20 protein-coding genes, 1 tRNA gene and 2 pseudogenes are annotated in these 25,214 nt (G+C 70.0%); 10 read left to right on the top strand and 13 right to left on the bottom strand.

Features of this window, described 5'->3' with window-relative positions:
• The first annotated feature begins 103 nt into the window (after positions 1-103).
• Entirely contained in the window at positions 104-2,422 is a 2,319-nt protein-coding gene (locus tag ACZ7M3_RS25285) for a peptidoglycan recognition protein family protein (protein ID WP_472065798.1), read from the top strand.
• Positions 2,423-2,540: 118 nt separating this feature from the next.
• Here ACZ7M3_RS25285 and ACZ7M3_RS25290 read toward each other — a convergent pair whose 3' ends face one another.
• The 4 genes from ACZ7M3_RS25290 to ACZ7M3_RS25305 all read right to left on the bottom strand — a co-directional run bounded on the left by ACZ7M3_RS25290 (position 2,541) and on the right by ACZ7M3_RS25305 (position 7,700).
• A complete protein-coding gene (locus ACZ7M3_RS25290; RefSeq protein ID WP_472065799.1) occupies positions 2,541-2,720 on the bottom strand; it encodes a hypothetical protein in 180 nt (59 codons plus the stop codon).
• A 492-nt stretch (positions 2,721-3,212) separates the two neighbouring features.
• Entirely contained in the window at positions 3,213-5,363 is a 2,151-nt protein-coding gene (locus ACZ7M3_RS25295; RefSeq protein WP_472065800.1) for a protein kinase domain-containing protein, read from the bottom strand.
• A 273-nt stretch (positions 5,364-5,636) separates the two neighbouring features.
• Entirely contained in the window at positions 5,637-6,407 is a 771-nt protein-coding gene (locus ACZ7M3_RS25300) for a polysaccharide deacetylase family protein (RefSeq protein WP_472065801.1), read from the bottom strand.
• Positions 6,408-6,896: 489 nt separating this feature from the next.
• The gene (locus tag ACZ7M3_RS25305) at positions 6,897-7,700 is read right to left on the bottom strand and encodes an SDR family NAD(P)-dependent oxidoreductase (protein ID WP_472065802.1); all 804 of its coding nucleotides are present in this window, start codon (positions 7,698-7,700) and stop codon (positions 6,897-6,899) included.
• Between the two features lie 125 nt (positions 7,701-7,825).
• Between ACZ7M3_RS25305 and ACZ7M3_RS25310 the strand changes: the two genes are divergently transcribed.
• The gene (locus ACZ7M3_RS25310) at positions 7,826-8,734 is read left to right on the top strand and encodes a LysR family transcriptional regulator (RefSeq protein ID WP_472065803.1); all 909 of its coding nucleotides are present in this window, start codon (positions 7,826-7,828) and stop codon (positions 8,732-8,734) included.
• 145 nt (positions 8,735-8,879) lie between these two features.
• On the opposite strand, the pseudogene ACZ7M3_RS25315 reads toward ACZ7M3_RS25310, so the two are convergent.
• The 4 genes and pseudogenes from ACZ7M3_RS25315 to ACZ7M3_RS25330 form a co-directional block, all read right to left on the bottom strand.
• A pseudogene (locus ACZ7M3_RS25315) lies at positions 8,880-9,110 on the bottom strand (IS256 family transposase); the annotation flags it as partial.
• Between the two features lie 58 nt (positions 9,111-9,168).
• Positions 9,169-10,629: a DMT family transporter gene (locus ACZ7M3_RS25320; protein ID WP_472065804.1), complete on the bottom strand. Its 1,461-nt coding sequence runs from the start codon at positions 10,627-10,629 to the stop codon at positions 9,169-9,171.
• Between the two features lie 128 nt (positions 10,630-10,757).
• Positions 10,758-12,761: an FtsX-like permease family protein gene (locus tag ACZ7M3_RS25325; RefSeq protein ID WP_472065805.1), complete on the bottom strand. Its 2,004-nt coding sequence runs from the start codon at positions 12,759-12,761 to the stop codon at positions 10,758-10,760.
• Entirely contained in the window at positions 12,758-13,510 is a 753-nt protein-coding gene (locus tag ACZ7M3_RS25330; RefSeq protein WP_472065806.1) for an ABC transporter ATP-binding protein, read from the bottom strand. Before ACZ7M3_RS25330 ends, ACZ7M3_RS25325 begins: the two co-directional genes overlap by 4 nt.
• A gap of 118 nt (positions 13,511-13,628) precedes the next feature.
• Here ACZ7M3_RS25330 and ACZ7M3_RS25335 point away from each other — a divergent pair, with 118 nt between their 5' ends.
• Positions 13,629-14,894, top strand: coding sequence for a sensor histidine kinase (locus ACZ7M3_RS25335; RefSeq protein ID WP_472065807.1), 1,266 nt, complete (start codon positions 13,629-13,631; stop codon positions 14,892-14,894).
• A 95-nt stretch (positions 14,895-14,989) separates the two neighbouring features.
• Entirely contained in the window at positions 14,990-15,613 is a 624-nt protein-coding gene (locus ACZ7M3_RS25340) for a response regulator (protein ID WP_472065932.1), read from the top strand.
• Positions 15,614-15,672: 59 nt separating this feature from the next.
• On the opposite strand, the gene ACZ7M3_RS25345 is transcribed toward ACZ7M3_RS25340, so the two are convergent.
• Positions 15,673-16,011: a DUF4333 domain-containing protein gene (locus ACZ7M3_RS25345; RefSeq protein WP_472065808.1), complete on the bottom strand. Its 339-nt coding sequence runs from the start codon at positions 16,009-16,011 to the stop codon at positions 15,673-15,675.
• A 270-nt stretch (positions 16,012-16,281) separates the two neighbouring features.
• Between ACZ7M3_RS25345 and ACZ7M3_RS25350 the strand changes: the two are divergent.
• From ACZ7M3_RS25350 to ACZ7M3_RS25360, 3 genes and pseudogenes are all read left to right on the top strand, one after another.
• Positions 16,282-16,389 (top strand): annotated as a pseudogene (locus tag ACZ7M3_RS25350) (IS630 family transposase); the annotation flags it as partial.
• A gap of 331 nt (positions 16,390-16,720) precedes the next feature.
• Positions 16,721-17,479: an RNA polymerase sigma factor gene (locus tag ACZ7M3_RS25355; protein WP_472065934.1), complete on the top strand. Its 759-nt coding sequence runs from the start codon at positions 16,721-16,723 to the stop codon at positions 17,477-17,479.
• On the top strand, positions 17,476-18,423 hold the full coding sequence (locus ACZ7M3_RS25360) for a CU044_5270 family protein (protein WP_472065809.1): 948 nt from the start codon (positions 17,476-17,478) through the stop codon (positions 18,421-18,423). The genes ACZ7M3_RS25355 and ACZ7M3_RS25360 overlap by 4 nt, the downstream gene beginning before the upstream one ends.
• An 89-nt stretch (positions 18,424-18,512) precedes the next feature.
• Here the strand turns inward: ACZ7M3_RS25360 and ACZ7M3_RS25365 are convergent.
• A tRNA-Gly gene (locus tag ACZ7M3_RS25365) sits at positions 18,513-18,586 on the bottom strand.
• 500 nt (positions 18,587-19,086) lie between these two features.
• Between ACZ7M3_RS25365 and dcd the strand changes: the two genes are divergently transcribed.
• On the top strand, positions 19,087-19,662 hold the full coding sequence (gene dcd, locus ACZ7M3_RS25370; protein WP_261688281.1) for a dCTP deaminase: 576 nt from the start codon (positions 19,087-19,089) through the stop codon (positions 19,660-19,662).
• 23 nt (positions 19,663-19,685) lie between these two features.
• Positions 19,686-20,201, top strand: coding sequence for a phosphoribosyltransferase (locus ACZ7M3_RS25375; protein WP_097225268.1), 516 nt, complete (start codon positions 19,686-19,688; stop codon positions 20,199-20,201).
• A 163-nt stretch (positions 20,202-20,364) separates the two neighbouring features.
• Here ACZ7M3_RS25375 and ACZ7M3_RS25380 read toward each other — a convergent pair whose 3' ends face one another.
• The 3 genes from ACZ7M3_RS25380 to ACZ7M3_RS25390 all read right to left on the bottom strand — a co-directional run bounded on the left by ACZ7M3_RS25380 (position 20,365) and on the right by ACZ7M3_RS25390 (position 23,185).
• Positions 20,365-21,375, bottom strand: coding sequence for a Yip1 family protein (locus tag ACZ7M3_RS25380; protein ID WP_472065810.1), 1,011 nt, complete (start codon positions 21,373-21,375; stop codon positions 20,365-20,367).
• A 109-nt stretch (positions 21,376-21,484) separates the two neighbouring features.
• Positions 21,485-21,640: a hypothetical protein gene (locus ACZ7M3_RS25385; protein ID WP_472065811.1), complete on the bottom strand. Its 156-nt coding sequence runs from the start codon at positions 21,638-21,640 to the stop codon at positions 21,485-21,487.
• A 231-nt stretch (positions 21,641-21,871) separates the two neighbouring features.
• Complete coding sequence (locus ACZ7M3_RS25390) at positions 21,872-23,185, bottom strand: FG-GAP repeat domain-containing protein (protein WP_472065812.1); 1,314 nt, start codon at positions 23,183-23,185, stop codon at positions 21,872-21,874.
• Between the two features lie 301 nt (positions 23,186-23,486).
• Here ACZ7M3_RS25390 and ACZ7M3_RS25395 point away from each other — a divergent pair, with 301 nt between their 5' ends.
• Positions 23,487-25,109, top strand: coding sequence for a subtype B tannase (locus ACZ7M3_RS25395; RefSeq protein WP_472065936.1), 1,623 nt, complete (start codon positions 23,487-23,489; stop codon positions 25,107-25,109).
• Positions 25,110-25,214 lie beyond the last annotated feature (105 nt).

Consider the following 25,214-nt stretch of genomic DNA (forward strand, 5'->3'; position numbering starts at 1 on the left):
GACAGGTGTGCCTCGTGTGACTTTTTTCTGTGGCCTCTTCGGGCCTTCTAGGGGTGGATACGTGGTGGGTCGTCGTACGTCGCATGTGTACAGACCGCTGAGCATGAAACGACGGGCGTGGCTGACGCTCGGTGCGGTGGTCCTCGGAGGCGGGGGCGTGGTGACCTACGCCGTCGCCAGCCCGTCCGCCGATCCCGGCGCGTCCGGCCGGGCCAAGCGGCCGGTGAAGGTGTACGACCTCGCACTGAAAGGCGGCACAGGCGACAAGCGGGAGCTGCCGCGCACGGACACCGAGCAGTTCTCGATGCTCGGCGTCTCCTGGACGGGGGCGGCCAAGCGGCTCGACGGCACGGCGCAGGTACGCACCCGCAGCCTCGACACCGGCCAGTGGAGCGCCTGGCAGGACCTCGAACTGAACGTCGACCCGCTCGAGAACCCCGACGGCGGAGTGCGCGCAGCGTCCGAGCCGTTGTGGGTCGGCCCCTCCGACGGCATGCAGGTGCAGGTCATCCGCAAGAACGGCACCAGCGGCTCCGCTCTGCCCAAGGGCCTTGAGGTCAACCTGGTCGACCCAGGGGTGGCGACCGACGCCGAGACCAAGGCCGGCGGTACCGCGGCCAAGCCTGCCGCGTTCGTCGCCGATGAGAGTCCCGGCGCCACGGCATCCGCGCCCACCGACTCCGCCGCGCCCAGCGACGGCACCACCGCCGCGCCGACGGACGGCCAGACCACCACATCCCCGGCTGCGACGGACACCACGCCGGCGGCCACCGACTCCGCCCCGCCCTCCGCGCCGGCGTCCCCCACGGACTCCGCCCCGCCCTCCGACTCGGCGTCCCCCACGGACTCCGTGTCGCCGTCGCCGAGCACGTCGTCCAGCGCGCCGCCCTCGGCGCCGCCGTCCACCGTGCCCGAACCGCCGATCGTCTCGCGCGCCGACTGGGGTGCCGACGAGTCGATCAGCCCCGAGGCGCCGGAGTACAACGCAGACGTGAAGGCGGTCTTCGTCCACCACACCGACGGGGCCAACGACTACTCCTGCGCCGACTCGCCGTCGATCATCCGGAGCATCTACGCGTACCACGTCCAGGTCAGCGGCTGGAAGGACATCGGCTACAACTTCCTCGTCGACAAATGCGGCACGATCTTCGAGGGCCGCAAGGGCGGCGTGGACCTTCCGGTGTTCGGTGCACACACCTACGGCTGGAACCGGGAGTCCGCAGGCGTCGCGGTGCTCGGTGACTACACCACCACCAGCGCCACCAACGCCACGCTGGCGTCAGTCGCCCGCCTGGCGGCCTGGAAGCTCGGCCAGTACGGCGCCGATCCCGCCGGAACCACCCAGCTCACGGCGGGCGCGAGTCAGCACAACTACTTCAGCACCGACTTCACCGCGGGCAGCAAGTACACCTTCCAGCGGATCTCCGGCCACCGGGACGGCTACAACACACAGTGCCCCGGCGGCCTGCTCTACGACCAACTGCCCACCATCCGCACCTGGGCATCCGGCCCGGTGCAGGGACTGAAGGTCAGCTCGGTCGACGGCGCGGGCCTTTCGGGCTCGACGTACTACACCAAGGGCGGCATCACCGTCCGTTGGACAGCCACCACACCGGCGTCGTTGATCTCCAAGTTCGAGCTGCTGGTCGACGGCAAGAGCGTCGCCACCACCTCCGGCACCGCCACGTCCGCCGCCGTCACCCTGGCCCTGGGCAGCCACACTGTCGCCGTGCGGGCCGTGCACCAGTCCGGCAGGACCGCGACCAGTGCCGCGCTGCCCGTCGTCGCGGAGACGACCGCACCGACCTTCACCACCAACCCGAAGCTTTCCCTGCGCTCCGGCACCGTCAGCACCAGCGCCGTCCCGGTCACTCTCGGCTGGAAGGCCACCGACGACAAGGCCCTGCGCGAGGTGAAGCTGCTGTCCCCCACCACCGCCACTTTCGGCCCCACCACCACCACCTCCAACCGCACCGCCAAGTCCGGCGCCGCCACCACATGGTCGATGCGGGCCTACGACTACGCCGGTAACTACCGCACGTCCTCGCCCTCGTACACCCCGGTGATACTGCAGGAGACCGCCGCCACGAAGTCCGGCAGCTGGACCCCCCGCTCCTCCACCAGCTACCTCGGCGGGCAGTCCTACTCCAGCGGTTCCAAGGGCGCCAGCCTCACCTGGACCTTCACCGGCCGCTCCGCCGCCTGGGTCGTCTCCCGCGCCGCCGGGTCCGGCCAGGCGTACATCTACGTCGACGGCACCAAGACCTCCACCGTCGACCTGAAGTCGTCCACCAGCCTGTACCGGCAGGCGATCTGGACCAAGACCTGGTCCAGCAGCGCCAAGCACACCATCAAGATCGTCGTGGTCGGCACCAGCGGCCGTCCCACCGTCACCACCGACGGCCTCGTCTACATCAAGTAGCCCAAGCCCCGCGAAGACGCAGCGCGCCACTCCGACCGGCGCATGCGGTCCCCCAGCACGAAATCGGCCTTCACGACCCGGCGTACGCGGTCGTGAAGGCCGACTTCTGAGAGCTCAGTCAGAGGTGCGTGCCGTCCGCGGCGACGGTCGCGGACCCGATCAGCGTGCCCTCACCCGCCAGGGGGTCGTCGAGCCGCCAGATGTCGACGGTGCTTCCGGTGCCGAACTTCACGGGCGCGTCGAGCTTTCCGGTGAGGGTGAGGTTCTGATTCCGGGGTGACGAGGCGGGTGCCTGCACGGTGACGGTGGTGGGGACCTGCGGGTGGTTCAGGACCTGCAGCGTGAGGGGTGGTAATAGGGCGAGGCGCAGGCGACGACAACCCGCGCGGCGTCCGGCGTCAGGGCAAGGTCCTGCAGGCTCGCGCACCCTTCCGGCCCTGGATCAACACGCCTCGCCTGTGCGTCGGCCTGGCCGGTACTCACGTCGTACACCGCCAGGGTGGCGTCGTTGCCGTCGGACTCGGCGGCGACGAGGGTGTCCGGATGCTGCGGCGTGGCGGCCAGCCGGGGCGCGCCGCGGAACGTGTCGAGGCCCTGGCCCCGTGTGACGACCGGCTGTTCCTCTCCCCCCGCACCGTCGCCTCACACCTGTACCGCTCCTACCCCAAGCTCGGCATCGCCGGCCGTCGCCAACTCCGCGACATCATCGACCAGCGGATCACACCACGGGTCGGCCGCTGGCACGCCGACCACGCACATGGGGACGCCGCGCGGGGATTGCCTCGGCCGGTCAGGTGGGCCCGTCAGGGCTTCGGGAGAAGGCCGTGTCGCCGGCCATCGCCACGATCGCGTCCTTGACGAGCAGGACTCGCGGCGGGTAGCTCTGCACTTTGTCCCCGGGGTCGTCCAGTGCGGAGGTGCGCCAGACCTCGGTTCCGGTGCGGCTGTCCAGTGCCAGCAGACGGCCGAAGCGGTTGGAGAAATAGACCCGCTTGTACGTCGCCGACACCGCGGGCGCGGACAGACTCTCCATGTCCGTGGTCTTCTGCCAGAGTTGTCTGCCGCTGTCCGCCGACACCGCGGTGACCGACCCGTCGGACCGGACGAAGTAGACGACGCCGTCCACAAGGGTGGCCGCGCCGGTCAGCGGATGTGCCAGCGGTATCCGTCTGACCTGCCCGGTCTCCGAGGTCACCCGCAGCAGCGCGTTGTACGGCCGTTCGTACCCGGCTTCGTACACGTCCTTCGCGGTCTGGGGGGCGAGGAACAGGGGTTGCCCGCCGACAGCGCCGAGCGCTTCCGCCTTCTTGGGCAGTGTGGCCGTTTCGGTCAGGCTGCCGGGTCCGAGCTTCATCAGCTCGACCGGGGCCTGGCCGGCCTCGTTGCCCTCCGAGCACAGGGCGTAGGGGAGCCCTCCCAGCGCCGACGGAGTGCAGTACTCGTCCAGCGAGGGCGCCCGCCACAGTTCCTTGCCGGAAGGCCCGTAAGCCACGAACGACGAGTAGTCGGGAGACATGGTCAGCAGTCCGCCGTCGTACAGGACCGCATCCTCGGACGGGTTGATGTCGCGTTGCCACCGCCGGTGGCCGGTACCGGCGTCGAGGGCCACCACGCGCCTGGTCTTGTCGTCCGGTTCCTCGTACATGTAGACCAGCCCGTCGCGAACGCCGATCGGCTGCGCCCCCTGAGGGCGGGTGCCGGTCCGCCACAGGGTGCGGCCGGAGGCCGCGTCGATCCTGGCGGCCGTGAAACCCGTACCGCCACAGAACAGGGCGCTTCCCTCCGCCACACATCCAGGGGTGTCGTAGTCGAGAGGGACGCCCTTCACGTCGTACCGCAGCTCCGTCCGCCACGGCCGCCAGCCGTCGGGCAGTGACGCGGCATGGGCGGTGGCCGTGGCCGTGGCCGTGGCCGTGGCGGTGTCCGAATCGGACACGAAGACACCCACCCCGATACCCAGCCCCGTGACGGCCAGCACCGCACCGAGGCCGGTGAGCAGCATCCGGGCTCGGCGTCGCTTGCCGGTACCGATGCCGGTCGCGGCGCCCGCGGAGGTGGTGATCGTGCTCCGAGAAGTGGGGAGGTGCCGGGGTTTCGCGGACTGCCCGGTCTTCGGGGATCCGGTGGCGTCGGATTCCGGCAGCGCCTGGAGCATGCGTTGTATGTCCGTCAGTTCCGGCCGTGCGGCCGGGTCCTTGTCCAGACAGCGCTCGACGAGGCCCAGGAGCGCTTCGGGCACGCCGCCGAGGTCCGGGGTCCCGTGCACCACCTGATAGCCGGTTATGTACGGGCTGTCGGCGTCGAACGGTCCCGTGCCGACGGCCGCGAACACCAGCAGCGACCCCAGCGAGAACACGTCCGAGGCCGGGGTGACGTCCCGGGGAGAGGCGAGTTGTTCCGGCGACATGAAGGGCGGAGTGCCGATCATCCGCCCGGTCGTGGTGAGGCTCTGGTGGTCGGAAGCCCGCGATATGCCGAAGTCGATGACGCGCGGCCCGTCCTCGGTCATCAGGACGTTGCGCGGTTTGAGGTCCCGGTGCACCAGGCCCGCCCGCTGGATGTCGCGCAGCGCCTCGGTGAGCCCCAGCCCCAGCGCGCGCAGTTCCCGCTGGCTCAGCGGGCCGTTCTTCTCCACGACTTCGGCGAGGTTGAGCCCCGGCACGTAGAGCGTCGCCATCCACGGCCGGTCGGCGTCCGGGTCGGCGTCCACGACAGGCGCGGTGAAGGCGCCGCTCACTCTGCGCGCTGCCTCGATCTCCTGCCGGAAGCGCGTCCGGAACTCCTCTTCCTGGGCGTACGGGCCGTGTACGAGCTTGACCGCGACCTGCCGTCCCGAGGCGGAGACTCCCAGATAGACGACTCCCATGCCGCCCGCCCCGAGCCGGCCGAGAAGGGTGTACCCGCCTATGGACTCCGGGTCCCCGGTGCTCAGGGGCGTCATCGCCGATCACCCTTCCCAGCGCCTGCCTGCCTCACGGGGATCAGACTAGGGCCTGCCGCCCCGGAAACGGAGCCGCGCCTGTCACGCACCGTGTCCCCGTGCCCCTGAGCCGAGCGATGGGTCATCCGACCAGACGAGGGCTCAACTCCCGCCAGCCCAAGCCGATATCGAGTCGAGTCGATTGGGAATGGCGGATGGAACGGAACTGCTCTTGGGCGACGCGCAGTAGAGCGAGTTCTCCCTTCTAACGCCGGTATCGACCAGGGCTGGGGCTCAGCGCACCGGGAAGCCGAAGGAGTAGCCCTGCTCCTTGAGTCGGGGGAGGATCCGGCGCAGGGCCTCGACGGTCTGGGCGCGATCGCCTCCCGCGTCGTGGAAGAGGAGCGTCGGCCCGCCCGGCAACTCCCGCTCGACGGTGGCGACGATGGCGTCCGTACCCGGCCGCTCGAAGTCCTTGGAGTCCACGTTCCAGCCCAGCGGGCGCATGCCACGGGAGGCGGCGAGCGTGCGGCTGTACGGAGTGAAGGCCCCGCCGGGCGCCCGGTAGTACATCGGTCGTACGCCCCCGGACGCCTTGGTGATCATGCGTTCGGCGTCGAGGATCTGCTGCGACTGGTAGGCCTGGGACTTCTTGTCCATGGTGGTGTCGTGCGACACCGAGTGGTCGCACAGCCGGTGCCCGGCAGCGACCACCTTCTTCACGAGGTCCGGGTGGGCCTGCGCCTGCGTCCCCACCATGCAGAACGTGGCCTTCACCCCGTACTCCCGCAGCACGTCGAGCACTTGAGGGGTCCATACGGGGTCGGGGCCGTCGTCGATGGTGATGTTGACGCCGTGCGCCCCCTTGTCCGAGGCATGCGCGATGGTCACCGCGACCGCCTTGACGCCACTGCCCGGCGCGGCCGACGCGGTCGCCTTCGGCGACGAACCGCCCACGGCCTCGGCCTGCGCGGTCCATATCGAGGCACCGGCGGCGAGCAACGCCACCCCGATCGCCGCGCCCAGCACCTTGCCGTACCAGCCCTGCCCGCCGTGCCGCGCCATGTCCGCCCCGCTTTCCCGCAGTTCCTCGCCGATTCCTTGGTCACCTCGCGACCATCTGACAGGACGAGGAACAGCGGCCACGGGATGCGTCGGTTACCGATCAAGGACAATCCCGGAGTGGTTCCCGGACAACCGAGCGAGCAGCGGGCGACACCGAGTCGCTCCCTCAGCCGGGTGGAGTGCCGCTCGCGTCGGTGAGGCCGGCGAGCTGGGCACCGCTCGCCGGGATGTTCCAGATGGTTCCTAAGGGTGGGCGTGTTACGCCCGGAGCTGCTGCCCGGCGCCCGTGCCTGCCACGTGCCCGATCTTCCTGCACTCAGTGCGCCGGAAACTGCTGGACACCCCTTGGCAAAATACAAGCCCCAGGCCGCTGACCCGGGGCTTCATCTGGAGCGGGTGACGAGAATCGAACACGGCGCCTTCGCTCCCGACAGCGCCGAGCAGACCCTCGCCCGCGGGCCGCCCCCTACTGACACCCGGCACTGCGACTTAACCGAACGCAGCCAGGGAGACCGGCTGCCACTGGCGCCAGGTACTCAGCCGCTCCTCGTAGAGACCGGCGACGTCGGTGAAGGACTTGCCGAGGAAGATCCTCAGCGGGGGCTGGTCCGCATCGACGATCTGAAGAATCGCGTCGCGGGTCGCGCGCGGGTCGCCGACCTCGAAATCCGGTGCGGTGGCCGCGCGGACTTCGGTGTAGTCCGGGTGTGGCTCACTGTGCCGCGCCCCGCGAGCCAGCCAGTCGGTGGCATAGGGGCCGGGCTCGACATTGGTGATGTGGATGCCGAAGGCTGCCACTTCTTGCGCCAGGGACTCCGACAGCCCCTCAAGAGCCCATTTGGAGGCGTGGTACGCACCGATGCCGGGGAATGCACGTACGCCTCCCTCGCTGGTCACTTGCAGGATCCTTCCCGATCGTTGCGACCGCATGAGGGGTAGCACGGCCTGCGTGACCCACATCGCGCCGAAGAAGTTGGTCTCCATCTGAGCCCGGAGGTCGTCCTCGTTCAACTCCTCGACCATGCCGAAATGCCCGTAGCCGGCGTTGTTGACCGCGATGTCCAGCGAACCGAAATGCGAGTGGGCGAGCTGCACTGCCTCATGCACCGCGGCGCGGTCGGTGACGTCGAGACGGACCGGCAGCACCGCATCCCCATAGCGCTCGGCCAAAGGGGTCAGCTGGCTGACGTCCCGAGCCGTCGCCGCGACGTGATCGCCGCGTTCGAGCGCCGCTTCTGCCCACTCGCGGCCGAACCCCCTCGAACTGCCCGTGATGAACCACGTCTTCGCCATGGCTGGTGCTCCCTGTGCGTCAATTGCTTGCTGTTGCTCCTCCATCGTGCTGCTGATCGAGGTATTCCACCAGCGAAGGTCTTTCATAGGAGACATGCGGTTTCAGAATGTGTCAGGATGACGGCATGGCCGACTTCACCCTCACCGGTCTCCGCGTCATCCGGGCAGTGGTCGACACCGGTTCGTTCACCGCCGCGGCCGACGCACTCGGATACACACAGTCAGCGGTGTCCCGTCAGGTGGCGGCGATGGAAGCCGCCGCGGGCGCACCGCTGTTCGTCCGGGGCGCCCGCGGGGTGGCCCCCTCTCCCGCGGGCATGATGCTCGCCCGCCGAGCCGCGACGGCCCTCAACGAGATCGACGCCGTCAGCGCAGACCTCGCCGGACTGCTGGACCACGTCACCGGACGAGTCGCCATCGCGGCGTTCCCCTCGGCCGCTGCCGTGCTCGTTCCCAGGACATTGGCCCGCCTTGGAAACGACCACCCGGGTTTGATCGTCGAGTTCGGCGAGGCGTCCTCGCCCACGCAGCTTCGCCAACTCCGCGCTCACCGCATCGACGTCGCAGTGATCGGCGTGGGACCGGACCTGCCCGCCTACGATTTCGAGGGACTGCGCCGCGACCTGCTCCTCGACGGCGGCCTTCTGCTCGCCGTCCCTGCCAACCACCGGTTCGCCGGCCGCGGAACCGTCCCGGTGACCGAGCTGAGGGACGAACCCTGGATCGTCGGCAAGGGCCTCCGTGACGACCCCCAGTTCGGCGCCTGGCCGACCCTCGACCACCCGCGGATCGCCTACGCCGCCCGCGAATGGCCCACTCGCCTCGGCCTTGTCGCCACCGGTCTCGGCATCGCCGTACTCCCCGAAGTAGCCGCGGCCGCGGTCCCCACCGGAGTCCAGATCGTCCAAGTCGACGACCCCGCCTGGCTCGGCCGAGCCGTCGTCGCCGTCACGGTCCGCAACCGCCGTCCCGAGGTGACGGCCACCGTGGGGGCGCTGCGCCACGAGGCCGGACGGCTTCGTGTGGCGCCATAGCGCCGCACCCGGCAAGGAAGATCCACGCTGTGATTCCGCTCTGCTCGGCCACGGCCGACTTGGCCTGGACGCGGTCGGCCTCCTCTCGCAGTTCGTCCACGCGACGGCGAGCACCCAGCTCGCGCTGTTCGAGGGGCCCCACCAAGTTGCCGTTGTTCATCCCGGCCGGATCGTGCTTCTCATAGTCGACGTGATCGGCGATCTCGCCTACCGGGGCGGACTCCAGCACCCCCTTGGTCAGCTGTTGCGACAGCCCGGCCGCGCCCGTCAGTTGCAGGCCACCACCGCGGGTCCGGTCAACCAGCATCGCGATCAACTGCTCGTCCTGCGTGGCCGCACCGACCGACTCGACCACGGGCTCTTCCTCGATCGTCATCTCACTTGGGGTCTCCATGATCAACAGATCCGCCGTTGACCAGACACCCGCGTCCGAATCACTCCTGATGGGAGTGAACGGACTTGTGCAGCAGGCGTCTGTCCAGGGTGGCAAGCATCTCCGTGCTGTAGTACGGGTCCTGCCGGCACATTGAACGTAGCTCTGCGGCCAGTTCGTCGATGACGCCTTCGTCCGTCACGCCGTGCCACTCCTGGTAGGCGTGGTCGAGGCAGGTGCGGGTGCTGGGGAGATCGCGGCGTGCCGAAGAGGAGTGGAACCGGGCGGCGGTCAGCCACAGCCGGCCGGAGAGGGCGTGGTCCGCGGCGATACGGGCGACGACGGCGCGTACCTCGATCCAGTGCGTGGCCTCGGCGGACTTGGCGCCGTGGACGCGGACAGCCTCGTTCTCCAGTTTTCTTATGGTGGACTCGACCGCCCTGAAGCGTCCCCTGTGCGCTTCGCGCCACAGGAAGGCGTGGATGTCGCCACCGGGTATGTGGTTCAGGGCGAGGAGCGGATGCTGCGGGAAAGCGACGAGACCACGTACCTCGCCCGTGGTGTCCATGTCCGTGACCGTGTCCGTGTCCGTGTCCGTGTCCGTCGCCGGATCCGCGCGCCGGGCGTCCGCGACCACCACCGCGGTCACCCCCAGCATGATCATGAGCAGTCCGGGCCACGCTGTCGCGGCGGGCAGCTGGCCGAGCCACAGCCAGGCGATGAGCGCGGCCATGGGTGCCTCCAGCAGCAGCAATATGCTCACCGCCGTGGCCGGCGCCCGGCCGAGGACGAAATTGAGGGAGAACAGACCGAGCAGCTGAGGGAAGATAAGCAGACCCAGCAGGGCGAGCCAGGTGCCACCGTTGAAGGCGAACAGAGGCGTTCCGGTGACGAGGCAGAGGATCAGCAGCTCCACCGTGCACACCGAGGAGCACAGCACCGAGTACACCATCGTGCTGACATCGGGGCGGGCCTGTTCGCTGATCGCCGTGTAGCCGGCGAGTGCGATCGCGCCCGCGAGGGCGAGCGCGTCACCCACGACCGCTTGGGTGCCCGCCCGGCCGTCCATACCGCTGGCGATCGCCGCGCCCGCCACGGAGACGCCGAGGCCGGCCCAGGTCGCGCGCGGCAGCCGGTGGCCCTGCAACGTAGAGATGAGGGCCTGCCAGACGGGCTGGGTGGCGACCAGAGCGGTCGCCATGGCGACACTGGTCATCCGGGTGCTGGACATGAAGGTGGCGAAGTGCGCGGCCAGCGCCGTACCGGCGAGAGCACCCAGGAGAGCACCTCGGCGTTGCTCCTTGCGCACGAGAAAACGCTCGCCGCGGAAGACCTTCCTGAACTCGCGCCGGCGGATCAGCGCGACCACCGGTCCGAGGGTCAGCAGCCCCAGCGCGTTGCGGCCCAGCGCCAGCGCGAACGCGGAGCCGGTGGCGAACGCGGTGAGCGGCGCGGTCGCGGAAAACGCGCCGACCGTCACCAGCACGGCGGTGAGGGAGATGGCATCAAGCCTTGTGCGCACGGCGTGGGGGAACCTTCTCGTGATAAGGGGTTCAACACCTGCCCATGACAGGTGGATTGGTCTGGTTTCAGCCCGTCAAGACCGTTCAGCACGGCCAAGGTCGGCGACACAGTTCCGGCTGGTCCCGGCTAGTCCGGGCGTGGGCCCGCTTCCCTCGCGACCGAGCGGAGCAGCGGGCGGCTCGCCGCGCTCGCGCCGGCCAGGCCCGTGAAGCCCAGCGCCAGGCAGCCGGCGAGGAGTGCGGTGCCGGGGCCGTCGAACTGCGGGGCACCCCCGGCGAGCGTCAGCGGCGCCGCGCAGAACAGCCCCGTGAGCACAGCGCCACCCGCGAGCACGGCAGCGGGCAGCACCGACTCCGTGCGCCGGGCCGCGTCCAGGACGCGTAGTGGGGTGCCCGCGAGGTGAAGCAGGCCGTACGTGCGGCGGCGGTCCAGGACGGAGGAGGCGGCCGTGATGCCCGTAGAGGCGATGGCGATGGCGAAGCTCGCGCCGAGCACGGCCAGTGTCACGAGGTGGAAGTCGCGGTCGAACTGCCGTGACTGCCAGGCGACATCAGGGCCCGTGACCGGGTACTGGCCGGGCACGAGTCCGGTGAGCACGCCACGCGCCGCCTCCAGTCGGCCCGGGACCGCGACGGTCGCGGTCACCTGGCGCTCGCCACCGCCGCCCACGCCGGTGGCGACCCAGTCGTCGTCCGCGCCCACGGAGGCGTGGATACCCGCGCGTTCCAGGCGGGCGGTGGCCTCCTGCCGTACGGCGGCGACACGCTCCTTCGGCACGGACAGCGCGAGCTGGTCCGCGCTGCCCCACGGCGAGTCGCCGCCGAGGCTGAACAGCGCGAAGAAACCGGCCACGAAGGCGGCCAGCGTCAGCGCCGACACCGCGCGCCACACGGACTTGGGGTCGTCGAGCAGGCGGCGCCCGGCCAGGAGCGTCGCCGGTCGCCGCGCCGACGCGGCGACGAGAGTGCCGAGCACGCCGACCACCCAGGGGCCGATGACGGACAGTGCGGCGAAGACGGCGGCGCAGCAGTACACCACCGCGTCGATGTCCATCGACTTGCCCTTGGACAGCTGCCAGTAGCCGAGCAGTACGGCGACGAACAGCAGTGCGCGTACGGCGTTCATACGGGGAGTGCGCGAGCGGCGTACGACTCCGAGCGGGCCCACGACCACCTGCCGCAGTCCCGCCAGCGCGCTCGCCGCCACCATCAGCACGACGCCGGCGAGTACGGCGAGCAGGACTCCCGTACCGACCCAGAGGTCGGAGCTGTACCAACTTCCGCCTGCCAAGGGGAGCTTGGCCGCGAGCGGCAGCAGAACCGCATAGCCCAGCGCGCCCGCGACGGCCCCTGCCGTACCGGTCAGCGTCGCCTCGGCCACCGCGATCCCCGCGATCCGGCCCGGCGCCGCGCCCAGCAGCCGCAGCGTGGCCAGCCGGGTGTCGCGACGTGAGACGGACAGCCGGGCCGAGGAGGCGCCGAGCACGAGCAGCGGCACGATCAGCAGTACCGTGGCGATCTTCACCAGGGCCTGGTACTGCGCGCCGAGGCCGTCCGCCGTGCGCTTCCCCGCGAAGTCCGCGACGGGCGTGGGCGTGACGATGTCCCCCGGACGGCGCGGGTCGGTGCCGCGCTTCACCGTCATCGCCGGGTCGTCGGCGCGGTGCCCGACGACGGCCACCTTCTCGCCGGGCCTGACCAGCGCGGCGCGGCCGAGCGTGCCGGTGGTGTTCCCGCTGCCGGGCAGCCTGCCGAGCGCGGGCGACGTCCACACCTCGCCCGGCTTCGGGAAGCGCGGCATGCCGGGCAGCGCGGGCACCTCGCCGCTCCGGCCCGGCAACGCCGCGACATCGACGACGGTCACGGGCTCACCGCCGACGAAGGTGGTGCCCACCGCCTCCACTGCCACCGCGCGCGAGAGCCCGGCCTTGACCGGGGTACGCCAGTCGGCGTGCGCGGCGCGTGCGCCGAAGCCGAAGTTGGCGCCGACGCACAGGAGCAGCAGCGTGGTGCAGATCGCCGCGGCGGCGACGGACAGTCCGGCGCCGAGCCGGCCGTGCCTGCCGCCACCGCGGAGCAGCCGCCAGGTCAGCGTCCAGGTGGTGCGGTCCAGGGTCCTCGCGGTCCTCATCGCACAACTCCGCCGGTCACGCCGGCCGTCACGCCGGTCCAGGCCGGGCTCGCGTCAGCCTCCGCATCCCGTACGACCCGCCCGTCCCGCACCTGCACCGTACGGTCGCACCAGCGGGCCACCGACCGGTCGTGGGTGACCACGACCAATGCCGTGTTCTGCGTCCTGGTGACCTCCGTCAGCATCCGGATCACGTCCTGCCCGGTGGCCTGGTCGAGCGCGCCCGTCGGCTCGTCGGCGAAGACGACCTGTGCGCCCGCGACCAACGCCCGTGCGAGCGCCACCCGTTGCGCCTGCCCGCCGGACAGCTGGCCGGGACGGCTGTCCTCCTTGCCCTCCAGGCCCAGCGGCGCGAACCACTGACGCGCGCGCCGCTCCGCCTCGCGGCGTGAGGTACCGCCGAGCATCAGCGGGAGCGCCACGTTCTCCACGGCCGGCAGTTCGGGCAGCAACTGCCCGAACTGGAAGACGAAGCCGAAGCGGGTACGGCGCAGCTCGCTGCGGTGCGGCTCGCGCAACTGGTCGATGCGCTCGCCGTTCAGCAGCACCTGGCCGCTGTCCGGGCGCTCGATGTTCGCGAGGCAGTGCAGCAACGTCGACTTGCCGGACCCGGAGGGGCCCATCACGGCCAGCGACTCGCCCGCTCGCACGGCGATGTCCACGCCGTCGAGCGCACGGATGGATCCGAAGGACTTGGACAGGCCGATGCCGCTCAACACGGTAGGCGGCCAAGAGGTGTTGTGGGTCATGTGGACCAACATCCGCCCCTGCGGCGGTCCTTAGCCTCGGCCGGCCGACCGGTTGGGAGCCGCCGCGTCGTCCTTTTGACCGAAGCCGCACGGCGGGGCCGCCCCTACGCTGCGAGATGTGCGAGACGCGAGAGACACAGACGATCACACCCGGAACTCCCCGCTGCCCCACCGCACCGCCCTTACCGCGCTGGGGGTGGTCATGGCGCTGTTGTGGGTGGTCGACGTGGCCGGCGTCGCGTCCGACGCCGGACTCGAAGGCGGCAGCGCATGGTGGAGGCCGGCCCCGGGCCTCGTGGCCGCCGTCGCGCTGCTGCTGCCCGGCAGACGTCTCGCGCCGGCCTGGGGCGCGGGTGCCGCGGTGCTCGTCTCCTGGGCGGTGACGCTGGCGCTCTTCACGTCCGTGAAGCCGTCGCTGATCGCCGACTGGGGCCTGCTGGAGACGCTGTGCCTGCTGCTCCTGCTGGTGCGCACCACGAGAGACACACCGCAGCCCTGGCTGGCCGCCACGCTGGGCACCGCACTCGCCTCTGCCGTGATCGCGGCACCGATGCGGATGCACGACGAGAGCGGCAACTCGGTCTTCTCCTTCCTCCTGATCTTCTTCACGGGCGGTGCCGTGGGCCTCGGCTCCTACCTCCGCAGCCTCGACGACCGCAGAAGCCGCGCCGTCACCGAAACGCGCCAGAACGAACGCCTGGAACTCGCCCGCGAACTGCACGACTTCGTCGCCCACCACGTCACGGGCATCGTCGTCCAGGCCCAGGCGGCCCAAGCGATCCGCGAGATCGCGCCCGAGCAGGTGGACCCGCTGCTGCGCGGCATCGAGAAGGCCGGGGCCGAGACCCTGCAGTCGATGCGCAAGCTGGTGCGCGTGCTGCGCGACGACGCCACACGGGCGGTGCGGCCTGGGGAGCTGTACGCCGAACTGGGCGAACTGGTCGCCACGTTTTCCGAACGCGACGCCCCCGCCACCCTCCAGGTCGCGGCCGAGGCCCGGCAGGCGCGGCCGGCCCCCGAGGTGGAGACCTCCGTGCGGAACGTCGTGCGCGAGGCGCTGACGAACGTACGCCGCCACGCGCCGGGATCACCGTCCGTCTCCGTACGGGTCGCCCTGTCGGACGATGACGGCGATCACGGCGACAGCGGCGATCGCGCGGCTGCCCGGCGGCTTCGGGTCGAGGTGCACAACGCACCACCGCCCCGGACGGCGGCGCCGAACGCCGAACCTCTCGGCGGGCGCGGCGGCCTCGGCCTCATCGGGCTGACCGAACGCGCCGAGGCGGTCGGTGGCACGCTCCACGCGAGCCGGGCCGAGGACGGCGGCTGGAGGCTGACGGCGGAATTCCCGGTGCGCGGGGCTGTGGCAGGATCCCCCGCATGACCAACGCTGGCGGATCAAGCGCATCGGGCGCATCGGGCGCATCGGGCGGATCGGGCGGATCGGCGATCCGGGTCCTGGTCGCCGACGACCAGGAAATGGTGCGCACGGGCTTCCGGTTGATCCTCCAGACACAGCTCGGTATCGAGGTCGTGGGCGAGGCGGCCGACGGCGCGGAGTGCGTGGAGTTGGCCAGGAGGCTGCGCCCCGATGTGTGCCTGGTCGACATTCGGATGCCGAAACTCGACGGGCTGGAAGTGACTCGGTTGCTCGCGGGCCCGAAGGCCGTCGATCCGCTGCGCGTGGTGGTCGTGACCACCTTCGACCAGGACGACTACGTGTATGGGGCGTTGAGCAACGGTGCCTGCGGGTTCCTGTTGAAGGACGCGGGCCCCGGACTGCTGGTGGAGGCGGTACGCGCGGCGGCGCGCGGCGACGCGCTGATCTCCCCCTCCGTGACCGTACGCCTCCTGAAGCGGATCGGCGAGCAACGGTCCGCCTCCAACCGCGAGGTGTCCTCGGGTCCGCTGACGGAACGGGAGTTGGATGTGGCCCGGCTGGTCGCCGACGGACGGACCAATCAGGAGATCGGCGCCGAGCTCTGCGTCTCGCTCTCCACCGTCAAGTCCCATCTGACGAACATCCAGGTCAAGTTGGGGTTGCGGAACCGGGTGGAGATCGCCGCGTGGGCATGGCGCCGCGGTGTGGTCGGCGACCGCTGAACCAGTCGCCGTACCACACCGTTCGCTCTCCAACTCCCCTTCACAGCCGCCTACTTCGCCTACTTCGACAGGCCGTAGTCGAAGCTCACCCTGTCGCCGTTCACCCCGGTCACGGAGATCAGCATCGTCTTCTTCTCGCCCTTGAATACGGCGGTGCACGTCACGGTGTAGTCCATCTTCGCGTGCAGCCCGCTCGGGCAGGTCACGGACTGCGGGCCGTCCTGGACGAAGGGGATGCCGTAGTTCTCCTTGGCCAGCCTCTCGACCACCGTGCGCGGAACCGTGTGATCCGCTCCGTCCGCGGTGGCGACCGACGAGTTGTCGAACACGTTCCACGCCGTCACCACGCCTCCCGCCAGCACGGCGGCCGTGGCCAGGGCGATGACGATGCGCTTCATGGGGGGCTCCTTCGATTCCCGCGACGGCCGGACCCTACCGGCTGTTCTCCTCAGAGCTTCCTCTCCCGCCTGCCCAACCACCTCGGCACAACGGCCGGTAGTGACACCCGAGTCCCGGCCGAAAGGACGACGGCCGTTCCCTGCGACGCACCCCCGCTCCCACCGGATACACCGGATGCGGGTGCTGATCTTCTCCCGGGGGGCGCCGTGCTTGGTGAACGCGTCCATCCGTGAGGCGAGTTCCTGGCCGAGGGGCGAGCAGCGGGCGCCGAACCACGTCCCGGCTTGCCCCGCACCATCTCCGACGCCCAGGTGGAAGAGGTGGTGGTACGCACCCTCGAAGAGGTACCCGAGGGCGCCATGGAGCGGGTGACGAGAATCGAACTCGCACTCTCAGTTTGGGAAGCGATGGCGCTTGTGGAGCTGATGGCTTCTGACCTGGTCGTATGTGCTCTGGCGTAGCGGTCGGGAGTGCGGGATCGCACCGCTGTCGACCGTGGTTGACCGCTCTTAAGGGCACGCTATGGGCACGCGGCCGGTCCAGGGGGCTGGCGGATGTTCGTGGGGGTCTGGGACGGCGCCGGTCCGGAGGGATGGCCGTCGGCCGGGCCGGCTGTCCTTGCGTTCGCGCACGAGGCGAGTTGGAGGATCCGCTCGTGATGTGATCGTCGCCACAGAGACGACGAGTGTCGAGCGGACAGGGCTGGTTGTGGAACTTTCCCTGCGTGACCGGATACGCGCCGGCGATCCGGAAGCCTTCGCCGAACTGTTCGGCGCGCATGCCCGGGCCGTCTACGGCCATGCCGCCCGCCTGTCGGCAGACCGGGGCACTGCGGAGGACGTGGTGTCCCTGACCTTCCTGGAAGCCTGGCGGCTCAGGGAGAAGCTGAGACCCGAAGCCGCGGCCCTGGACGAAGACGCCGACGTGCCCGACGGCGACGGACTGCGCCCCTGGTTGTACGGCATCGCCACCAACGTTCTGCGCAACACGCGCCGCGCCGCCCGCCGGCACAGCGCCGCGCTCGCCCGGCACCTCGACCGCCCGGCGGACCGTGACACCCTGCCCGACTTCGCCGACGACGTCGTCGGGCGCATGGAGAAGGCCGAGCGGCTCGCTGCCGCGCATACCGCGCTCGGCGGGCTGCGCAGAGCCGAGCGTGAAGTGTTCGCACTGTGCGTCTGGTCGGGACTGAGCTACGCGGCCGCAGGCGAGGCCCTCGGCGTGCCGGCGAGCACCGTACGGTCGCGGCTCGCCCGGGCGAGGCAGCGTCTACGGACGTTGTCGGAGGCGGAGTTGGCCCGGCGCAGGTCCGCCGGGCAGCCGGCCAAGTACCCGGGGGAGCCAAGTGCCGCCGCGATACGCGATGTTCCACCTCAGCAGGAAAAGCCGGGACTCGGCCCGCGCACCGGACAGGTACCGGGTGGCCGTCCCGAAACGGCCCGGTCGACTCAGGAGAAGCACCGATGAACCCCGAAGAGCGCGAGGAACTGGCCAGGCTGCTGCCGAGCCCGGGTGAGCCGGTCCTGACGAGCGACCGCCACGACCTGCTGAAGGACCTTCTGATGAGAGAGCTCACCGAGAAAGCCCCGGAACTCCCGGACATCGCGACGGCACCCGGCCGGCGAGCGCGTGCCCCCCGCCGCCGGTTCGCTGTCATCGCCGTACCCCTCGCCACGGCGGCAGCGATCGTCGCCGCGGTCCTTGTCGGCGGCGCCGTGGGATCCAAGACCGCCACGACCGGTACGGACGCGGTCGACCTCCTCAATCGCATCGCCGAGGTCGCCGCCGCGAAGAAGTCCGTGCCCGTCAGGGACGACCAGTACATCTATGTCCGCACTCAGGGCTCCATGAAGTTCTCGGAAAAGGACATTCGGATCCTGCGCGAAGCGAGTTGGACTGCCGTCGACGGCAAGCGCGCGGGACTGCGCCGGGTCACGGTGCTGGTGGGTCCGCCGTTCCGGCCCCGGGATCCGTTCTCCTCGTACTCCAAGGGCACTCACGACATGAGGCTGAGCCCCGACCCGAACGTCACCACGTTCCGTGAGCTTCAGACGCTGCCCACCGACCCCGATTCGCTGCTGGAGAAGATCTACGCCGGCACGAAGGGGGAGGGGCAGACCAGGGAGAGCGCGGCGCTGGAGAAGATCGGCGACATGCTGCCCGACGCCACGCTCCTGCCCGAACTGGACGCCGCGCTCTACCGGGCGGCCGCGAAGATCCCGGGCGTCTCGGTCGTCACCGACGCCAAGGACTACACCGGCCGCTCCGGCATCGGCTTGAGTTTCAAGGAGCGCGACGGCCGCACGGTCTGGGTCTTCGACAAGAAGTCCCTCGACTTCCTGGGCTCGGCGGACGAGGCGCTGCTGGCTGTCGGGGTCGCGGACAAGACAGGCGAGACGCCGGCCACGTGATTGCTTGTTCCTGGAGAGCAGTCCTGTCTCGCAATTGAATCGGGCTGGACAACAAACAAACCCCAGGTCGCTGACCTGGGGTTTCATCATGGAGCGGGTGACGAGAATCGAACTCGCACTCTCAGCTTGGGAAGCTGATGTTCTACCACTAAACTACACCCGCGTAAGACGCTGATTACTCGGCGCCGAATGCTCGCTCACTCTACCTCATGGCCGGTCCCTGGCGCTGACGCCGAGGGGCCGGTGCGCGTTTCGGGTGCTGGACATGGGTGCGGGGGGCCGGAGTTGGGGCGTACGGTGGGGGAATGGAAGAGGGTCTGGGCGGGGCCGGAGTGCCGCTTGGAGGGCCATCCCTTACATCCCGTAATGTGGCTTTCGTCGTCAGTCAGACGCGGCTCTTGGGGAAGGGACTCTGAGGACTTGATGGAGCGCACCGTCGTCCGTTGTGCCGAGGGGCACGTGTTCAGCACCGCTTCGTTCCCGATGCAGCAGGCCGAGCGGCTCGGCCCCGGTCGATTGGTCCGGTGTCCGCGGTGTGCGCGGCTCCGGAGCGTCGTTCCGGTCACGCTCGAGAAGCGGTAGGACTCAGCAGCAGGACCAGCGGTAGGACCTGGGGCGCGGGGACTGTGCGAAATGCTGACAGTCCCCGCGTATCCTCGGGGCGTGCTTCTCTCAGACAAGGACATCCGGGCCGAGATCGACGCCGGTCGGGTGCGCATCGACCCGTACGACGAATTCATGGTGCAGCCCTCGAGCATCGACGTGCGGCTCGACCGCTACTTCCGGGTGTTCGAGAATCACCGTTATCCACACATCGACCCCTCCGTCGAGCAGGCCGATCTGACTCGGCTGGTCGAGCCCGAGGGGGACGAGCCGTTCATCCTGCACCCCGGGGAGTTCGTGCTCGCCAGCACGTACGAGGTGATCTCGCTTCCCGTGGACCTTGCCTCGCGGCTGGAGGGCAAGAGTTCGCTCGGGCGGCTGGGACTCGTCACGCACTCCACCGCCGGGTTCATCGACCCCGGCTTCTCCGGGCACGTGACCCTGGAGCTGTCCAATCTCGCGACGCTTCCGATCAAGCTCTGGCCGGGCATGAAGATCGGGCAGCTGTGCATGTTCCGGCTGAGCTCGCCGGCCGAGTTCCCGTACGGCAGCGACCGGTACGGCTCCCGCTACCAGGGCCAGCGCGGGCCGACCGCCTCCCGGTCCTTCCTCAACTTCCATCGGACCCAGGTGTGAGCGGGAGCGGGGAGAGTGCGGACATGAGCGTGTCCGGGGTGCGGGAGAACCTCACCTACGAGCGGTTCGGGGTCGCGGTCCGTGAGCTCGCCCAGACCATCGCCGACGACGGGTACCAGCCCGACATAGTGCTCAGCATCGCCCGCGGGGGCGTCTTCGTCGCGGGTGGACTGGCGTACGCCCTCGACTGCAAGAACATCCACCTGGTCAACGTGGAGTTCTACACCGGTGTGGGTACGACGCTCGACATGCCCGTCATGCTCGCTCCCGTCCCGAACGCCATCGACTTCTCCGACAAGAAGATCCTGATCACCGACGACGTCGCCGACACCGGCAAGACGCTCAAGCTCGTGCACGACTTCTGCGTCGACACCGTCGCCGAGGTCCGCAGCGCCGTGATCTATGAGAAGTCCCACTCGCTGGTGAAGTGCGAGTACGTGTGGAAGCGGACCGACGACTGGATCAACTTCCCCTGGAGTGTGTTGCCTCCGGTACATAAGTCGGGAGAGGCGCCCAAGCCGAACAAGGAAGCGCTCTGACCTGCGGTTCCGCAACTGTCTCCGCAGGCCGAACGGCCCCTGACCTGGTGAATCGGTCGGGGGCCGTTCGGCTGCCCGAGGGACGGAGAAGGCCCCCGGCAGTGGTTCCGTGCCGGGGGCTCTCGTGCGTACTCGACCGTACGCGGCGTACCGCGCGTCCTCGCTAGAACGTGCCCAGCTTGATGATCGACAGGATCGCGATCAGCTGGATCGCCGACGCGGCCAGTGCCTTCGGCCACGGGAGGTCGTGGGACTTGCCGACCATGAGGGTCAGCAGGGCGCCCGCCGCGACCCAGGTCGCCCAGCCGAGGAGCTGCACGAAGGACGCGTCGCCGCCGAAGAACATGGCGACGATCAGGCGCGGGGTGTCCGTGATGGACATGATCAGCATGGAGAGGCCGACCGTGGGCTGCCATGCCCCGTCGCCGCCGAGCTGGCGGGCCAGGGTGTGGGTGACCACGCCCAGGATGAACGTGCTGATGACGATCGCCACGGCCGTCGTCAGGACGATCGGGACGGCGTTGGAGAGGGTGGCGTTTATGGCGTCCTCGCGGGCGCCGTCGAAGCCGAAGACGGCCAGCAGGCCGTAGAGGAACGTCACGATCAGGGCCGGGGCCCACATCGTGTAGTCGCGCATCTGCAGGAAGGTCTGGTTGGGGGCCGTGACGATGCCCCTCAGCAGGTCCTTCCAGTGCAGACGGGGGCCGATCGGCGGGGCCGCCGCCTGGCCGGCGCGGTAGGTCCCGCCCTGGGTGTAGGGGTCCTCGCCGACCGAGAAGGCCTGGGTGTGACCAGGGCTGTTCGCCGCGTACGGGTCAGGGCCCTGCTGCGGGTGACCGTCGCCGAAGTACTCCGGCTCGCCGTGGCCGCCGGCGCCGCCGCCGTTCGCCTGGGGCCAGCCCGGCTGCCCGCCCGGCTGTCCGCCGCCGTACTGCTGACCCCCGTACGGCTGCTGCTGCGAGGGCGCGGGCGGGTAGCCGTACGGCTGCTGGCCTCCCTGCGGAGCCTGCTGTCCGTACGACGGTCGGTGTTGTTGCGGTCGCGCTTGCGGGGCTCGGTCGTCCCGGCCGCGTCCGATCCTGAATCCAGCCACGTAATCGAACGTACCTGGTCCCACACCATGACGTGCGGGGTGCGGGCCATCGGAGGGGGGTTTGGGTCCGAGCTGTGACATCCCCTAAGGGGAGGAGCGCGGGTGTCCCTTACGGGGGCATGGCCCCGGGTTCCGCGGGAGGGCGCAAGCCGGGCCCGTGGGTGCGGGCCCGGCTGAAGGACAGCTGGACTCAGTCCGCGAAGTCGGCGCCGAACGCCGGAGTGCCCGTCGTCGAGACGCCCGCGTCGGCGGGCCAGATGGCGTGGGAGCCGGTCGTGGTGATCTTCGTACCGCTGGAGGGCAGGTAGGTGACCGTGCCGTCGCCACCGTTCTCGTAGGAGCCCACGAGGAGGTCGGCCTTGCCGTCGCCGTCGAAGTCGTCCGCGGCGAGGGTCTTGCCCCAGTAGTCGTGCGAGGAGCCGGGTCGGCGATGGCCACGCCCTTGCCGGTGAGGCCGCTCGGGGAGCCCCGGAGGACGGCGAGGCCACCGGCGTCGGTGTCGTTGCCGAACTTCTCGTGCGCCGAGGCCACGGCGAGGTCGTCGTAACGCTGGTGACCGCCGGTGGCGACTCGTGGTTCAGGAGTCCATTCCCAGGAACTCGGACGTGGAGAACGTGACCGTCGGCTTCGCCGTCACCAGTGCCTCCTTGCTGCCCGCGTACACCGCGACCGTGTCCTTCGTCTCCCCGTCGTACGTCCGCACGACCAGGTCCGCCCGCCCGTCCCCCGTGAAGTCGGCGACGGTCAGGACCCGGGTGGTGCCCCGGGCCGGCGGCGGCACGGTCACCATCCCCGTCGCGGACAGTCCGGTCGTACGACCCCGCAGGATGCGCAACTCCGCTCCGCTGGAGACGAGTTCGCTCACGCCGTCCCCGTCGAAGTCCCCTGTGTCCAGCACCGAACCGGGGGTGCTGATGCTGTCGCGTACGGCGGTGGGGAGGTCGTAGCGCAGAGACGTTCCGTCCATCGAGCCGACCGCCGCGTCGAGGGCGCGGCCCCTGCCGAAGGGGCCGAGGGCGACGTCGATGCCGTTCGGCAGGGCGGTGCCGGTGCGGGTGGGGCCGGCCGGGCCGCCGAGGACGAGCGCGGACGTGGCGGGGCCTTCCGCCGTACGGACGAGAAGGTCGTCGTAGCCGTCGCGGTTCACGTCGAGGGCGGGGCCGGTGGGCACGGTGCCGGGTGAGGGGAGGGGCTTGCCCGCCGCGCGCGGGGCGCCCTTCCTGGTGAACGGGCCGCGCAGATAGCTGAGTCGGCCGTCCGAGGCGTGCACGACCAGGTCCTCGGCGCCGTCGCCGTCGAAGTCGCCGCACACGGGCTGGTCGGGCCAGTCGTCGCCGACGCGGGCCGCCGCCGGTATGACCAGCTCGACCGCCCTGCCGGTGAGGCCGGCCGGGGAGCCGAAGAGGATCTGGAGAGGGACGGGCGGCCGGCCCTGGCCGTCGTACGGCGGGTCCGTCGACACGACGAGATCGGTGAAGCCGTCCCTGTCCAGGTCGCAGCTCGCCTCCGCGTCGAAGACGGCGGGCGACCGGCCCTTCGTACGGGCCGCTTGGCGCGCGGGGTTCAGCAACTGCCGTGCGCCGGGCGCGAGTCCATGTGTGGTTCCGGTTCCGGTTCCGTAGACGATCCCGATGCCCGCGTCGTCGCCGTGCGCGTCGTCGGGGCTCTTGACCAGGTCGTTGAGGACCAGGTCGCGAAGGCCGTCGCCGTTGAAGTCGTCGGCGGACTTGCTGCCCTTGCCACGGGGGACGGGGAGTTGGGCGGGGGCCTTGGCGACGGTCACGGGTTCGTGTCGCGCGGAACCGTTGTTCCCGGCGTCGCCGCATCCCCCGAGCAGCAGTACGCAGCTGATCGCCGCTCCGGCCCGTATACCGGCTTTTCGCCCGCCCACGTTCACCTCATCCACCCCACGGACAACAACCTCGCCATGATGCGCCGGATTCGATGGGAGCGGAATCGGAGCGGGACGCCACCTCGCAGCGGGCTGTGTGCCAGCGATGAGTTTTACAGAATTGTTGACAATCGTGACCGGCTCAATTTACGTTCGCAAGGACCGGACCAACGGGGGCGGCACCCGGCGCGAAGAATGGCCCGCGAGCCCCTGACCAGCCGTTTCGGCCGCCTTATGGTCGCCGCGAACAGGGAGAAGGCTTTCTGTGAAGCACAGGGCAGTGAAGCGCAGGACCGTCGTGATGGGTATCGGCGCGACCGCCGGAGTCGCCGTGGCCGGTGGCTTCGCCTTGAGCGCGAACGCGTCGGGTACGAGCTCGAAGTCCTCGGGTGCGTCGGATTCCCTGGTCTTCGACAAGGACGCCTACACGGAGCTGACGACGACCATCACGGACGCCGACGGCACCGACCACACGGTGGTGTACCACTTCTGGAAGGCCGTCACCTACGTCGCCAGTCCGGTGGACGCGAAGTACCAGAGCCTGAACGTCAGTGTCCCCGTCAAGATCGACGGCAAGGCCGTGGACGCGACGAACGCCCCGATCGTCTTCGCCAACTCGGTGGGCGGCTACATGCCGTCGTCCGTGGCGGACGCCACCGGCGTGGGAGGCGCCGAGATGACCGGCGGCATGCCCACGGGCGGCGCGGGTGGCAGTGCCTCCCCCAGCGCGTCCGCCGGCCCCTCGGCCTCCAGCAGCGCCGGCACGGGCGAGGTGCAGTCCGGCGGCAACGCGATGGTGAACGCCCAGGGCGGGATGGTCAACCTCGGGAAGCTGGGCCTGGCGGCGGGTTACGTCGTCGTGGAGCCCGGCGCGCGCGGCCGGACCCTCACCGACTCCGCCGGCACGTACTACGGCACCGCCCCGGCCGCCATCGTCGACCTGAAGGCCGCGGTTCGCTACGTCCGCGCCAACAAGGGCGTCATCCCGGGCAACACCGACCGGATCGTCTCCACCGGTACGAGTGCGGGGGGCGCCCTGTCCTCCCTGCTCGGCGCGTCCGGCGACAGCCCGATCTACGACAAGTACCTCACGGAGCTCGGCGCCGCCGACGCGTCCGACGCGATCTTCGCCGCCGGCGCCTGGTGTCCCATCACCGACCTCGAGCACGCCGACGGCGCGTACGAGTTCAACTGGGGCGCCAACGTCACGGCGAGCACCGGCAAGGTCGTCGACCAGACGGTGTCGAAGGCGCTGCGGGCCCAGTTCGCGGAGTACCAGGCTTCTCTCAGGCTGCGGGGTCTGAACGGCTTCGGTCCGCTCACGGCTCGCAACTACGACGACTACATGGTGGAGACCTACCTCCAGCCGTCCGCCACGAAGTACCTGGCGGCGCTGTCGGAGGCCGACCGGGCGACGTACCTGGCCGCGAACACGTTCATCACGTGGTCCGGCGGCAAGGCGACCTTCAGCTGGGCCGACTTCCTCACCCACGTCGGCGCGCGGAAGAAGACGACACCGGCCTTCGACGCGTTCGACCTGTCCGCGGGCGAGAACAACGAGTTCGGCGTCGGCACCACCGAGGCGCGGCACTTCACGGCGTACGGCGCGAAGAACGACACCACCGGCCTGGCCACGAAGCGGGTCGCGAGCGACATCCCCGAGAAGCTCGACCTGATGAACCCGATGCATCACATCGGGGAGGAGAACCCCGGCCGGTCGAGGCACTGGTGGATCCGCCTCGGTACGAAGGACTCCGACACCTCGCTGACGGTGTCCGCCAACCTCGCTGCGGCGCTGGACAACCTGGGTGACGACGTCAATCACCTCTACTACTGGGACGAGGGCCACGGCTCGAACGTCGACCCGGGTGACTTCCTCACGTGGATCGCGAAGGTGACGGGCGACAGGCGCTCCGCGAAGTAGCCGCCCCTACGCTCACCCCCGGACGCGGTGTCCGTGGCTTCTCGTCATAAGTCGCCCCGGGACACCGCCCCACCGCGACGCCGGACCCATGTGTGATCGGGCTCG

The sequence above is a fragment of the Streptomyces sp. NPDC111656 genome, assembly GCF_055656965.1.